The 12,694-nt window shown below is 45.6% G+C and carries 12 protein-coding genes; 6 read left to right on the plus strand and 6 right to left on the minus strand.

Features of this window, described 5'->3' with window-relative positions; genetic code table 11:
- Window positions 1-262: 262 nt before the first annotated feature.
- The 5 genes from QUB30_RS11410 to QUB30_RS11430 all read right to left on the minus strand — a co-directional run bounded on the left by QUB30_RS11410 (window position 263) and on the right by QUB30_RS11430 (window position 3,016).
- Window positions 263-664, minus strand: coding sequence for a fasciclin domain-containing protein (locus QUB30_RS11410; RefSeq protein ID WP_015178455.1), 402 nt, complete (start codon window positions 662-664; stop codon window positions 263-265).
- A 307-nt stretch (window positions 665-971) separates the two neighbouring features.
- Complete coding sequence (locus QUB30_RS11415; protein WP_333333225.1) at window positions 972-1,412, minus strand: hypothetical protein; 441 nt, start codon at window positions 1,410-1,412, stop codon at window positions 972-974.
- Window positions 1,405-1,767, minus strand: a complete 363-nt coding sequence (locus tag QUB30_RS11420) for a hypothetical protein (protein ID WP_333333227.1) — start codon at window positions 1,765-1,767, stop codon at window positions 1,405-1,407. Before QUB30_RS11420 ends, QUB30_RS11415 begins: the two co-directional genes overlap by 8 nt.
- Before the next feature lie 254 nt (window positions 1,768-2,021).
- Entirely contained in the window at window positions 2,022-2,462 is a 441-nt protein-coding gene (locus QUB30_RS11425; RefSeq protein ID WP_333333340.1) for an Hsp20/alpha crystallin family protein, read from the minus strand.
- A 266-nt stretch (window positions 2,463-2,728) separates the two neighbouring features.
- The gene (locus tag QUB30_RS11430) at window positions 2,729-3,016 is read right to left on the minus strand and encodes a hypothetical protein (protein WP_333333229.1); all 288 of its coding nucleotides are present in this window, start codon (window positions 3,014-3,016) and stop codon (window positions 2,729-2,731) included.
- 186 nt (window positions 3,017-3,202) lie between these two features.
- On the opposite strand from QUB30_RS11430, the gene QUB30_RS11435 reads away from it, so the two are divergent.
- The 4 genes from QUB30_RS11435 (at window position 3,203) to plsY (ending at window position 6,693) form a co-directional block, all read left to right on the plus strand.
- Entirely contained in the window at window positions 3,203-3,997 is a 795-nt protein-coding gene (locus QUB30_RS11435; protein WP_333333231.1) for an MlaE family lipid ABC transporter permease subunit, read from the plus strand.
- A 63-nt stretch (window positions 3,998-4,060) separates the two neighbouring features.
- Window positions 4,061-4,453, plus strand: coding sequence for a DUF3119 family protein (locus QUB30_RS11440; RefSeq protein ID WP_333333233.1), 393 nt, complete (start codon window positions 4,061-4,063; stop codon window positions 4,451-4,453).
- A gap of 59 nt (window positions 4,454-4,512) precedes the next feature.
- The gene (locus QUB30_RS11445) at window positions 4,513-5,844 is read left to right on the plus strand and encodes a DUF3086 domain-containing protein (protein ID WP_333333235.1); all 1,332 of its coding nucleotides are present in this window, start codon (window positions 4,513-4,515) and stop codon (window positions 5,842-5,844) included.
- A gap of 165 nt (window positions 5,845-6,009) precedes the next feature.
- Window positions 6,010-6,693: a glycerol-3-phosphate 1-O-acyltransferase PlsY gene (plsY, locus tag QUB30_RS11450; RefSeq protein WP_333333237.1), complete on the plus strand. Its 684-nt coding sequence runs from the start codon at window positions 6,010-6,012 to the stop codon at window positions 6,691-6,693.
- Between the two features lie 94 nt (window positions 6,694-6,787).
- Here plsY and QUB30_RS11455 read toward each other — a convergent pair whose 3' ends face one another.
- On the minus strand, window positions 6,788-7,585 hold the full coding sequence (locus QUB30_RS11455; RefSeq protein ID WP_333333239.1) for a calcium-binding protein: 798 nt from the start codon (window positions 7,583-7,585) through the stop codon (window positions 6,788-6,790).
- A 124-nt stretch (window positions 7,586-7,709) separates the two neighbouring features.
- Between QUB30_RS11455 and QUB30_RS11460 the strand changes: the two genes are divergently transcribed.
- Both QUB30_RS11460 and QUB30_RS11465 read left to right on the plus strand, forming a co-directional pair.
- A complete protein-coding gene (locus tag QUB30_RS11460) occupies window positions 7,710-10,133 on the plus strand; it encodes a bifunctional serine/threonine-protein kinase/ABC transporter substrate-binding protein (RefSeq protein WP_333333241.1) in 2,424 nt (807 codons plus the stop codon).
- Window positions 10,134-10,310: 177 nt separating this feature from the next.
- Window positions 10,311-12,674: a bifunctional serine/threonine-protein kinase/ABC transporter substrate-binding protein gene (locus QUB30_RS11465; protein WP_333333243.1), complete on the plus strand. Its 2,364-nt coding sequence runs from the start codon at window positions 10,311-10,313 to the stop codon at window positions 12,672-12,674.
- Window positions 12,675-12,694: the final 20 nt, after the last annotated feature.

Below are 12,694 nucleotides of genomic sequence, written 5' to 3' on the forward strand. Positions count from 1 at the left end.
CGGCATATGCGGCCAAAAGACAACTTTATGATATTGATATTACCTTCAACCGCTAAAAAAAAGGGCGCGATCGGGAGCAAAGAGACACTGCTCTATGCAAGCTTTCGCTCCCATTGCCCGACTTAACCTTACACCCACAGACAGATGCAAGCTCCAGACTTTCGTGGTTAAATTCAAAAAAGTTTAGACCAAAGTTCAAACCCTCAAATTCATCTGTAGAGTCAATCGAAAATTGAAAATCGAAAATCGTGGGATGGTGAAACTACCCCATTAAAATCACGTTATCGATCACATGGATGACGCCGTTATCAGCTTCGATATCCGCAGCGACAACAGTAGCATTTTTCACCTCAAAACCGTCAGAACAATCAATTTTAATCGGCGAACCTTCCAAGGAAGTAACAAAACCGAGTTTTGCCAAATCAGCTTTCATAAACTTGCCGGAGACGACATGAAACATCAAAATCCTAGTCAGTTGGGGAACGTTCTGCACTAGGGTTGTGATAGTTCCCGGTGGCAATTTTGCAAAAGCATCGTCATTGGGTGCAAAGACAGTAAAAGGGCCCGGACTTTTGAGCGCGTCTACTAAATTAGCTACTTGCACGGCTGTTACGAGGGTTTGGAACGAACCCGCACCTACGGCAATATCAACAATATCAGGCATTGTGTTTTACCTCATCTGGGAAAAAAGTTCTATTAAGTATCGTAAACTGAGGCGGGCAACAATACCTACTGTCTTTTTTGAAAAATTGGTAATTCTTTTGTAGTGAGGACTTCAATCCTCAGATTTTTGATGAGGAATTCAGTCCTCACTACAAACCTAATAATATAGGACTTACGCATGGGGGCCCAGAAACCGGGTTTTTTACGAAAATACTTCGTTAAAACCCGCAGATTAGGTAAAAAACCCAGTTTCGAGGAGTCGGAGTGCGTCCATGACTGTAATAGTTATTTTACACGACATAATATTACTAACGGCTTGGCAATTTAACCGCGCGGGGGTTTACAATTTCTACAATACTGCTGCTGGTGATTGTGATACCCCAATCCTCTGTTTCTAAATCTTCTACTTGAGCATTTAGGTTTTCTCCCTTGTGAATGCTAAAACTGCCGTACAAAATTGAAATTTCAAAAATATCTGTAGTAATCACCGCCGGCTTGCGGTGTTCCGGCTCGCCCAATGAAATTCCGAAGAATTCAGCTTCCAGTTCGCCAACTGCCCCTTCATCGTGTACAGTCCAACTGATATCGCGACAGTCTTTGAATGCCAGGATATAAGGCAATCTTTCTTCGGGATTGTAGACGCATTCAATTAATACTTCGTTTCCCCATAAAGATACGTTGACTTTTGTGATTAAAGATGTAAAGCCACCCAATCCAAGCAAGTTATAGTCATCCTTCCAATCACTCATTTAATTTTTCTCCCGTATTGTGAGTACCTGGAATTAAATTACCAAATTCGTCTTTCGTCCGCAATAAATTACCATCTCTATCGAGACGCAAACCTTTGTTGATATTTCTTCCATCCGAGCCATATTTCGGTGCAGGCGTTCTAATCACTTCACCGTTAGGACGGATCATTACTGTTGACTTATCAAAAAATTTATATTCAACATAACCCTCTCTAGTAGTTCTGATTTCTGCACCCAATCCGCGCAAGAAATCATCGACTTCTTGGCGAGTCATCCCGGTTAAGTCTCCAAACTCAGAAGCAATTCCATTTCCTCCCACTCCCTGACTCGGCACGCAAGTCTCCTCACCAACCATTGCTTATTGGAGTTTAGCACGGTTGAAGAATCGGAACAAGGAAGTTCGGCAACGGATTCGCTTTCTGAGGATGTAACGGATGGATGGAAGAACGAAGAAGGAAAAAGGAAGAATCATTCCTCAAACTCGCAATGGCCAATTACCAATGCCCAATGCTTTTCGGCCCAATTACCAATTCCCAATTCCCAATTCCCCAAACAAATAGGGCGCGCACCGCACGCCCTATCTATCAGCTATTAGCCAACAATTATTTATTAGCCGAGTTGAACTTTAACCACGCGGTTCTTTTCCGCTTCCGCTTTGGGCAAATTCAGGTGCAAAACTCCATTTTTGTACTCAGCTTCTACGCTGTCATTTTGAACTCGCGCGGGTAGGGGAATCACCCGGCGGAACGAACCGTAGCGGAACTCAGAGCGAGTCATGCCTTTATCTTCACTCTTACTTTCGTGACGGCGTTCGCCGCTAATTGCAACAGCTTCTGCGGTTACTTGTACGTCCAAATCCTTAGCTTCCATGCCCGGAATTTCTAATTTAAGGTGGATGGCTTCGGGAGTTTCATCGAGTTCGGCGGGGGGTACAAAAGCAACACCGTTAGATGCGCGATCGGTTGCCGGAGTCAAGCTATCAAACAACCGATTCATTTCTCGCTGCAAGGAGTCCATTTCCCGCAAAGGTTCCCAACGAATAAGTGCCATAACTAATACCTCGACTATCTGAAATTTTGAGAGATTGAGAAACACTTGACTCAACCTGTATTTAATATATTTCAGCTCCCGAAATTGGGGGATTCGGTTTTCCGCAAAAAAGCCGATCGCATTTCCGAACATTCGCGAGCGGTATTGTAAAATCATCCCAGGTGCGGGTATCCGATCGCACCTCAGCCAAACAACTTTAGATTTTAGATTGCATCTAGAAGTTCCCACCTAAAATCTAAAATTTAAAATCTCCAATCTCAGATCGGTTAACCCCACCGCGAATGCTGATAAGAAGCGTAGGTATCAAACAAAGCACCCACCAAACCAAAAGTTAGACCGATAACTAAAAATCCCTGGAGGGGACAGCCGCTGCCGAAAGTAGCTAAGAACTGCAAAATCAGGTCTTCTCCAGAACGACCGACCCCTTGGAGAGCAGGCACAAGACGGATCAAGGAAAAGCTAGTCAATCCCGCGCCGATTAACAATAAGGGGGCGACAAAGCTCAACAGGCTCGTCAGCAGTACAGAGCGAAGAAAATTGGGAAAAATGCTCATAATAGTCAGTAAATTCAGCTAAACTGCCGAACGGTGCAAGCAAACAAAACTTGTCCTTTTCTACGATAGGCAGCGATCGCCCTCAGTGGCCGGTTCTGTCAGAAATCTTAAATGTTATAGAAAAAACTTGTTTAAGATTTGTAGATAGATTTCATTTTTGGCAGTTGTTCTATACTCGAAATCCCCTTGAGCACCACTAAATCTTCGAGCCTCAGTTTGTGGAGTCAGCGGTTGCTGGCAGCAATTTTATTGGGCGGCCAAGTCATGCTGCACTTGCTGACGCGCAAAATTCACCGGCGCAACACGCTCGACCAAATGGCAGCAGTCGGCCCGGAATCTCTGCTGATTGCTTTGCTGACTGCGGGTTTTGTCGGCATGGTATTTACTATTCAGGTAGCGAGAGAGTTTATTAACCTCGGGGCCGGCAATGTCGTCGGCGGCGTTTTGGCTTTGTCTTTGACTCGCGAGCTCGGCCCCGTGTTAACAGCCGTGATCGTAACGGGACGGGTAGGTTCGGCTTTTGCGGCGGAAATCGGCACGATGCAGGTAACAGAGCAGATAGATGCCCTGCTGATGCTCAGAACAGACCCGATCGACTATTTAGTAATTCCCCGCGTCCTTGCTTGCTGCTTGATGCTGCCAATTTTAACCATCTTGTCTCTCTTCACCGGCATCATCGGCGGACTGCTGATTGCTACGACGATGTACGGCATCTCTCAAAGCGTGTTTTTAGAATCAGTCCGCAATTTCCTGAGTCTGTGGGATATTTGCAGCGCGGCAATTAAGGCTTTTGTGTTCGGTGGTTTGATTGCTGTAATCGGCACTAGCTGGGGTTTGACCACCACCGGCGGGGCAAAAGGCGTCGGTCAATCGACTACTACGGCGGTGGTGACGGCTTTACTGGCTATTTTTATTGTGAACTTTTTCATGACTTGGCTGATGTTTCAGGGGACGGGCTCTAGCGTACTCAAAGGCTTGTAAGCTAGGAAACAGATAAAATATGAATAATTGGCAACATTCCTTTACTACCCTTGATTTAAACCCGTGACTACAACTGCCTCTTCGACTGCGCCGACAAATACGATCGAACTCGCTCCGAGTTATGCGCTTCCCCTAGCTTTGGTACTGGCCGCCGTACCGCTGCTGTTCGTGCAGAAGTGGGCGAGTTTGTCGGTTTCGCTGTTCGGCTTGTTTCTGATGTACCAAGCCGCCACCCTCCGGCTGCAATTTACCCCAACCGATTTGGACATTTATCGAATGTCCAAATTAATCCGCCGCTTTCCTTACCGAGAATGGCAAAATTGGCGCATATTGTGGCCCGCTGTGCCGATTTGGTTTTACTTCAAAGAAATTAACAGCATTCACTCTTTCCCGATTCTATTCGATCGTAAAATGCTACAGACCTGCTTAGAACAGCGCTGTCCCCGTCAAGACTAAAAAAGTTGTTAATTTTAAATTTTTAACTTTTCCGTGCCCTACGCCGAACCAAATTTCCCATGAATTCAGACGAATCTCCAACTCAAGAACCGCAAGCACAACCAGCCGCCCCAACCGCTGACGGCGAAGTCAATTTACCCGTGAATCAGACGGAGTACCAACTTCCATCTCAAACACCGGATTTGTCGATCGAGCTTCAGGAGTCCGCCGCCCAACTCCCGGGCGAAACAGACCCGCCGCTGGGCGAGGCAGATGCCGAAATCGCCGAATTCGTGAACGAAGCAGGCGCACTCGCCCAAATCGGGATCGACACCGACGATGCCGAATCACAAAGTCCCATCGCTCAAATCGATCCTCCAAGCGACTCCCCGCCAACAGCAACCGCAGACACGGTAACGCGCATCTCAGAAAATGTTACCGAACAGTTGGCAGAGAGAGTCAAAGAATTGCAGCAGCAAGAACAAAATTTGACTGAAAAAATTGCCGCCTTGGAAGCCGACAAAGCCAAGGCCTTAGAAGCGTTGGGCGAGGCTCAAGCATCGATCGGGCGTTTGGTACAAGACGGCTTGATTCAATTAGATCAGCGCAAACAAGCACTGCAAATCGAAGTAGAAAAACTCGAACGCCGGCGCGATCGAATTCAAAAGGAAATGCGCACCACTTTTGCCGGCGTCTCCCAAGATTTAGCAATTCGAGTCCAGGGTTTCAAAGACTATCTTGTCGGCAGTTTGCAGGATTTGGCCGCTACCGCCGAATTCTTAGATTTGACGCCACCGGCGCAAGAGACGCCCAAGCAAATTCCTGCTGAGGAGTCTGAATCTTCAGCACCCGTAAATCCCCGATTTGCCGAACAGGGATTTCAAGAACAAGCCAAACAAATTCGCCGTACCCTCGACCAATATCGCACTGTCCCCGACTACTACGGCCCGCCTTGGCAACTCCGCCGCACTTTTGAACCCATCCACGCGGAACGAGTTTCTAACTGGTTTTTCACTCAAGGAGGAAGAGGTGCTTTGCGCACTATGGGTTCGCGCTTGCAAAATATCTTGATTACTTCGACAATTATTTCTGTGCTCAGAAGCGTCTACGGTGGACGGGTGCGGACTTTGGTGCTCGCCAACAGTCCAGAACGTTTGGGAGAGTGGCGTCGGGGTTTGCAAGATTGTTTGGGCATTACTCGCAGCGATTTCGGCCCGGAACGCGGGATTATTATGTTTGAGTCTGCGGAAGCTTTGGCTCAAAAAGCCGATCGACTGGTTAAAGATGGCAAATTGCCGCTAATTGTCATTGATGAAACTGAGGATTTAATTAGTTTGTCAATGCTGCAATTTCCGATGTGGCTGGCTTTTGCTTCTGACCCGCAAAGTTTGACGACGGCTAAAGAATTTTGAGCGATTCCGGGCGAATAAAATTCCCTGCTGTACAAACAAAGTCCGCCGGCGGGGACTGAAGAAAATCCCGGTGAAATTAACCGGAATTGCTTCTTCCTTATTCCATCCGTTACAGAATCCATTGCCGAACTTCCTTCTCCTGTAAAACAAATTTCAAATTAAAAAATGGCTAGCTGGATAATTTTAAATGGCGCATTGCTAATAGCAGCTTATCTGCTGGGATCGATTCCGACTGGGTACGCCTTGGGGAAATGGATGCTAGGAATTGATATTCGAGAGGTTGGTTCGGGTTCGACTGGTGCGACTAACGTACTGAGAACTTTGGGGAAGTGGCCGGGGTTGGGGGTGTTGCTGGTTGACGTGTTGAAGGGGGTAAGTGCGATCGTCCTAATCCGCTACATTTACTCTCTCAGTTTTACCCAGCAGCTAGCAACCGCCGCCGGTTTAGAAAATACTGCAACTGTCATCCCTTGGATGGCAACTTTGGCGGGTTTCTCTGCTATTTTGGGCCACAGCAAATCAATCTGGCTGGGGTTTACTGGCGGCAAATCTGTCGCTACGAGTTTGGGAGTTTTGCTCGGTTTGTACTGGCCTGTTGGTTTAGGAACCTTCGGAATTTTTGGAATCGTGTTTGCGGTGTCGCGAATTGTTTCTTTAAGCTCGATTATCGGAGCAATTAGCGTGGCTGGATTGATGTTTGCTTTACATCAGCCGCTAGCTTATGTATTGTTTGGCATTGCTGGGGGCGTATTTGTAATTGTCCGACATCGGAGCAATATTCAGCGGCTTTTGAACGGTACTGAACCGAGGATTGGAGAGAAATTGGAAACAGCAGCTAGCGATCGGTAATTAGTATGGTTGTACCGCTGGTTGCAGATTACTCTTTCTCTGTCCAATCTTCGATTTAAGCTTTTGCAGGATGCTTTGCAGCGCATTCTACAGCTTAGAATCCCTGAACTGAGATAATGCTGTTTAGAATGCTGTTTTGCAGTTGAGCAGGCGTTACAGCCTCCACAAAACCGATGAATTCTCCTGAATTCCTGAGTTTGATAGCAGTCCCTGAAGTCACCATCGATGTGGGTTTTAATTGAGCGGGCGTGAACAAATAACCCGCAGATTGCGGAACTTCAAACTGTACTGTAATGAGTACATTTGGCAAATTTTCCAACACTATATCATTCACCGTCAAACCGTCTGCTAATCCAATTTTATCAAAAGCGTTTCTGAAATTTAAAATAATGTCGGCATTATTGATATCTGTAACTCCGGGTTCTGTTTGGAGAACGTACAAATTAGTACCCCCGATTTTGAATGAACCATTCTCCTGCGCCGACAGTAAGATGTCGCGACCCAAACCTCCCACCAGAGTGTCATTTCCGCTACCGCTGACTAAAAAATCATTGCCTTTACCGCCCAATAAAACATCATTTCCTGCGTCACCAAAAAGCACATCTCCATCTTGACCGCCGTTGATAGAGTCATTTCCGTCCCCTCCCAATATTGCGTCTTTCCCTTTTCCCCCGAATAAAGAATCGTTGCCAAAAATCCCTCTGAGAATATCTTCCCCCTCATTGCCAAAAATCAAATCGTTGGTTATTGCGCCATCGATTGTATCGTCACCTCCCAGCAGCAAAACTCCCCCAGAGGAAATTCCTCCACTTCCGACCCGTAAATCTACGTATTCGGATGTATTGTCCCCAAAGAAGCGCGACGATCCTGATGGGTCTCTTTGTAAAGCCATAAAATATTTTCTCCCTAAAATCTCAGATGCCAAGATTATTAAATAAGCCACTCTTAAAATCAATTCATATATTCATAACTTTGAGTTCATAAAAGTCATAACTTTGAGTTCATAAAAGTCATATTTGTGGTACGCTCGACACCAACGAGTGCAGCGAGTTAAGGGGATGGAACAATTTATGTGTCTGAATCCAGGGGATATTCTGCGCGATCGCTACCGAATTATCGCTAAATTAGGTGAGGGAGGGTTTGCTAAAACCTATACGGCTAACGACTTGGACAGCCCTGGAAATCCCCTGTGCGTCGTCAAGGAAATTCCGCCTCCTGAATCTAACGATGGGCGGCTGTTGGAGGAAGCACAACAGCAATTTGAAAAAGAAGCTAAAACCCTGAAGTATCTCGATAAGTGTCCGCAGATTCCCAAGTTGATAGATCGCTTTCAAGAACAGGGAAAATTTTACTTAATTCAAGAATACATCGACGGAAATCCGCTCAACAAAGAAATCGTTTCAGGCAGACAGTTTCAGGAGTCAGCAGTTATTGATTTATTGCTGGACATTTTGTCAGTTTTAGAGTGCGTACACTCTCAAGGTATTATTCACCGAGATATTAAACCGTCAAACTTAATCCGGCGCAAGCTTGACGGCAAAATTGTGTTAATTGATTTTGGGGCAGTAAAAGGTATTAGCAATTTGGCGATCGAGGGCGGCCAAATAACTCAAACTCGTGCTGTTGGTACAGAGGGTTATATGCCGGCCGAACAGTGGAAAAATCAGCCCAGATTTAACAGCGATATCTATGCTGCGGGAATCATCGGTATTCAAGCTATCACAGGGTTCGATATTAAAGAACTTTGTCATCATACAAGCACTGGGGAACTGATCTGGCACTACTCAGCAGACGATCGCCCGATGATACAAATTAGCGAGCCTCTCAAAAAATTTTTAAATAAGATGGTGCGCTACCATTTTAACGATCGCTATCAATCTGTTGCTGAAGTGTTGCAGGATTTGCGATCGCTAACACCGCCGAAACCTCCATGCAGGTGGAGACATATATTGAGAGTCTGCTTGTTCGCGGCGATCGCAGGATGCGTCGGGCTAGGAGCATTTCTAATACACAAAATTTTCACACCTAAAACTTGTCCTTTAATCCAGGGAGATGCTTTGAGTTGCGGCGAGGAAATCCTCATCAAAACATCTGCTTCTCGATTGAAACAAAGGGGAGTTAATGACTTTTTTGCTTCAGATTATCAATCAGCTTTTACTTTATTAAAACAATCGTGGAACGAAGAAGAACGCAAAGACCCAGAAACTTTAATTTACATGAATAATGCCCTTTTGAAGGCAAAAAAAGCTGATTACTACACCCTGGCAGTTGCCGTTCCCATTAGCAACAGCGAAGGAGGTACTGTCAATTCTGATTTGGCTAGAGAAATGTTGCGCGGCATTGCCCAGGCCCAAACAGAAGTCAACGTAGGACTCTTTAATTCCGATCGCAATAACGACTTTCCCGGTCAAAGTTTTTTAGCAGGGAAAGCCATTAGTGGCAAGGGTATTAGAGTCATTATCGCTGACGATGCCAATCTGAAAACAGAGGCAAAAGCTAGGGCCTCTTCACTCGTCAAGCAAACCGATATTTTGGGTGTCGTCGGTCACTATACTAGCGAGATGACTGTGCATGCCGTCGATACTTATGACGAAAATCACTTAGTCTTAATTTCGCCTGGGAGTACAACGGAACAATTAACAGAACAACGTCGGAAGTTTTTCTTTCGCACTGTCCCTAGACATCAAATTACTGCTGAAAACTTCAAGAACTATCTGATTGAAAAGGCAGGTTCCAAAAAAGCTGCGGGTTTCTACTGTCCTGAGATTCAAGCTACTTCTTCATTGTGGGAAGAATTCAGAAAACAGTTTAGAAAAGCAGGAGGAAATATTGTCAGCATCACTGAATACGATTTGTGTAAGAAAAATTTTAACGTTGAACTAGCATTACAAGAAATCGAGCGAACCGAGAAAACAGCGATCGTCTTAAGTACGAGTCATGTCCCGGATGCAGTCAAAAATGCGATGGCACTTATTAAAGCCAATGGCGATCGCAATTGGGTAGTGGGAACCGGGGGAATCTACAGCCAGAAAACCTTAGAAACTGCCTCCCAGTTAAAGTCTTTTGAGAAACTGGTGACATCATCCTCTTGGCATCCCTTAGCTGCTCCCAACCCCACATTTGACGAAAATGCTCGACAGCTTTGGGGAGGAAACGTCAACCACCGCACTGCTTTAACCTACGATGCAACTCTGACGCTAATTAAAGCAATAGAAAACCAACCGCAACCCAGCCGCGAAGGGATGCAGAAAACTATTGCGGATCCGAATTTTAGCGCCACAGGAGCAACCGGAACTATTGAGTTTGATCCGAAGGGCGATCGCCAAAATTTTAGACCAGATTTAGTGCATATTGTCAAGTGTGAGAAAGAAAAGTTTGGCGTCACATTTGTTCCCGTCAAGTATCCGACGGCAAAAGCGGCAGGTTTAAAGTGCGATTGAACTCGTTGATTCAATTTTCTTCGTAACGCCACCCTCTAGGCAGTACATGAACCGCCCAGAGGGCGGCCTTACATACTGGCGAGTCAACTATATTGAGTAAACTATATAAACCCGTCCCCGCCCGATGGTAAAATCAACATCAACGAGTGCAGCGAGTCGAGAGATTGTAAAAAACTTATGTGCCTGAAGCCAGGGGATATTCTGCGCGATCGCTATCAAATAATCGGTAAATTAGGTGAGGGAGGGTTTGCCAAAACCTATACGGCTAACGACGCTTTAGGTAGCCCCGAAAATCCCCTGTGCGTCGTCAAGGAAATTCCGCCTCCTGAATCTAACGATGGGCGGCTGTTGGAGGAAGCACAACAGCAATTTGAAAAAGAAGCTAAAACCCTGAAGTATCTCGATAAGTGTCCGCAGATTCCCAAGTTGATAGATCGCTTTCAAGAACAGGGAAAATTTTACTTAATTCAAGAATACATCGACGGAAATCCGCTCAACAAAGAAATCGTTTCAGGCAGACAGTTTCAGGAGTCAGCAGTTATTGATTTATTGCTGGACATTTTGTCAGTTTTAGAGTGCGTACACTCTCAAGGTATTATTCACCGAGATATTAAACCGTCAAACTTAATCCGGCGCAAGCTTGACGGCAAAATTGTGTTAATTGATTTTGGGGCAGTAAAAGCGATCGGCACTTTGGCGATCGAAAACGGTCAAATAACTCAAACTCGCGCCGTTGGTACAGAGGGTTATATGCCAGCCGAACAGTGGACAAATCAGCCCAGATTTAACAGCGATATCTATGCTGCGGGAATCATCGGCATTCAAGCGATCGCAGGTTTAGATATTCAAGACTTTTTTAATCATCAAAGAACTGGGGAACTCGTCTGGCATTACTCAATTGACGATCGCCCGATGGTACAAATTAGCGACAAGCTGGAAAAAGTTTTAAATAAGATGGTGCGCTACCACTTTAACCATCGCTATCAATCCGCTGCTGATGTTTTGCAGGATTTGCGATCGGTGGTGGTATCGCCCTCACCGCCGATTGAGATTGGGACGCAGGTGGGAGTGGGATATTCGATCGCCAGTGACAGCAGGACACCTGTGGGATCAAACCCTCGTTTAGTCCTCCCAGATAATTTAAGTGCCGGAGAAAGAATTCTCTTTACCAGTTCTCGTCCTCGGTTAAAGCAAAGAGGAGTTGAAAAATTTGCAGCTTCAAATTCAGAGCAAGCTTTTAATTTATTCAAACAATCGTGGCATAGAGAATACGGCAAAGATCCAGAAACTTTAGTTTACCTGAACAATGCTTTTCTGGAGGTCAGCAACGCTCCTTATTACACAATTGCTGTAGCCATTCCCATTTGTGGGAGAAAGCCGGACAGTTTTGCTCTGCTTGGTGCTCAGGCAAAAGAATTTCTGCGCGGAGTGGCTCAAGCGCAAACAGAAGTTAATTTGGGACTGTCCAATGCTAGCGATCGGGACTTTCCCGGTCGAGGTTTTTTACCAAGTCAAGCCATTAACGGCAAAGGACTTAAAGTAATTATTGCTGACGATGGGAACGATGAAAGAAAGGCAAGACAAAGAGCAATCTCACTGGTAAATCAACCGGAGATTTTAGCAGTTGTCGGTCACGCTAGCAGCGAGATGACGATGTACACGGTAGATATTTACAATAATAATAATCTGGTTTTGATGTCTCCGGGTGCAGCCACGGAAGAGCTGACAGATGAGCCTAAAAAATTTTTCTTTCGGACTCAATATACGAGCAGTTTAATCGCTAGAGATATAGCCGACTACCTCATCGCAAAAAATCAAACACAAGCAGCCATTTTATACAATCAGGAAAGCCCATTCAGCGCATCTTTTAAGGAAGAGTACACAACGTATTTTCGAGACCGCCAAGGGGGAAAAATAGTCTGCATTCGCGATTTCGATTTATTTAAAACAGACTTCAACGCCCAAAGAGCGATCGAGGAAATCCAGGCGAACGCAGAAACTGCGATCGTGTTAGTTCCAGACCCTCATGTTACGGGAGCCTTAGACAGCGCATTTGAGATAATAAAACTTAACGCCGATCGCAATTGGATTGCCGGGGCATGGATGCTGATGTGTCCGCAAATGTTAGAATTTGTATCTGGGCAACCGCAAAAGTTGTTTAAAAAACTAATCCTTTCTGTCGGCTGGCATCCCTTAAACAGCCCCAACAAAGAATTTCCTCAACAGGCTCGCTCGCTGTGGGGAGAAGAGGGAAATACTCGTATAGCTTCAGGTTACGATGCAGCGCGCGCACTCATAAAGGCATTGGAAATGCAGCAGGAACCCAGTCGCGAAGGAATGCAAAGAACGCTTTCATCTCCTGATTTTAGGGCTTGGGGAGCAACAGGAACCATTCAGTTTAACTCGCCGGAAAATGGCGATCGGAAAAATCATCCCAGCGATTTAGTACATATTGTAGAGTGTCCAAAAGAGCGGTTCGGCCTCGCTTTTGTTCCCGTCAAGTATCCGACAGCGGCAGAGGCAGGTTTAAACTGCGATTGAACTCATTTCTGATTGTTTCT

Origin of the sequence: Microcoleus sp. BROC3, from assembly GCF_036702515.1 — a bacterium.
In the GTDB taxonomy this organism is placed as follows: Bacteria; Cyanobacteriota; Cyanobacteriia; order Cyanobacteriales; family Microcoleaceae; genus Microcoleus.

What these genes read in the sequence shown, in the direction of transcription:
- QUB30_RS11410 (WP_015178455.1), bottom strand. Translation starts at nt 664, where the DNA reads ATGCCTGATATTGTTGATATTGCCGTAGGTGCGGGTTCGTTCCAAACC.
- QUB30_RS11465 (WP_333333243.1), top strand. Translation starts at nt 10,311, where the DNA reads ATGTGCCTGAAGCCAGGGGATATTCTGCGCGATCGCTATCAAATAATC.
- QUB30_RS11430 (WP_333333229.1), bottom strand. Translation starts at nt 3,016, where the DNA reads ATGAGCATTTTTCCCAATTTTCTTCGCTCTGTACTGCTGACGAGCCTG.
- QUB30_RS11415 (WP_333333225.1), bottom strand. Translation starts at nt 1,412, where the DNA reads ATGAGTGATTGGAAGGATGACTATAACTTGCTTGGATTGGGTGGCTTT.
- plsY (WP_333333237.1), top strand. Translation starts at nt 6,010, where the DNA reads ATGGCTAGCTGGATAATTTTAAATGGCGCATTGCTAATAGCAGCTTAT.
- QUB30_RS11425 (WP_333333340.1), bottom strand. Translation starts at nt 2,462, where the DNA reads ATGGCACTTATTCGTTGGGAACCTTTGCGGGAAATGGACTCCTTGCAG.
- QUB30_RS11455 (WP_333333239.1), bottom strand. Translation starts at nt 7,585, where the DNA reads ATGGCTTTACAAAGAGACCCATCAGGATCGTCGCGCTTCTTTGGGGAC.
- QUB30_RS11420 (WP_333333227.1), bottom strand. Translation starts at nt 1,767, where the DNA reads ATGGTTGGTGAGGAGACTTGCGTGCCGAGTCAGGGAGTGGGAGGAAAT.
- QUB30_RS11445 (WP_333333235.1), top strand. Translation starts at nt 4,513, where the DNA reads ATGAATTCAGACGAATCTCCAACTCAAGAACCGCAAGCACAACCAGCC.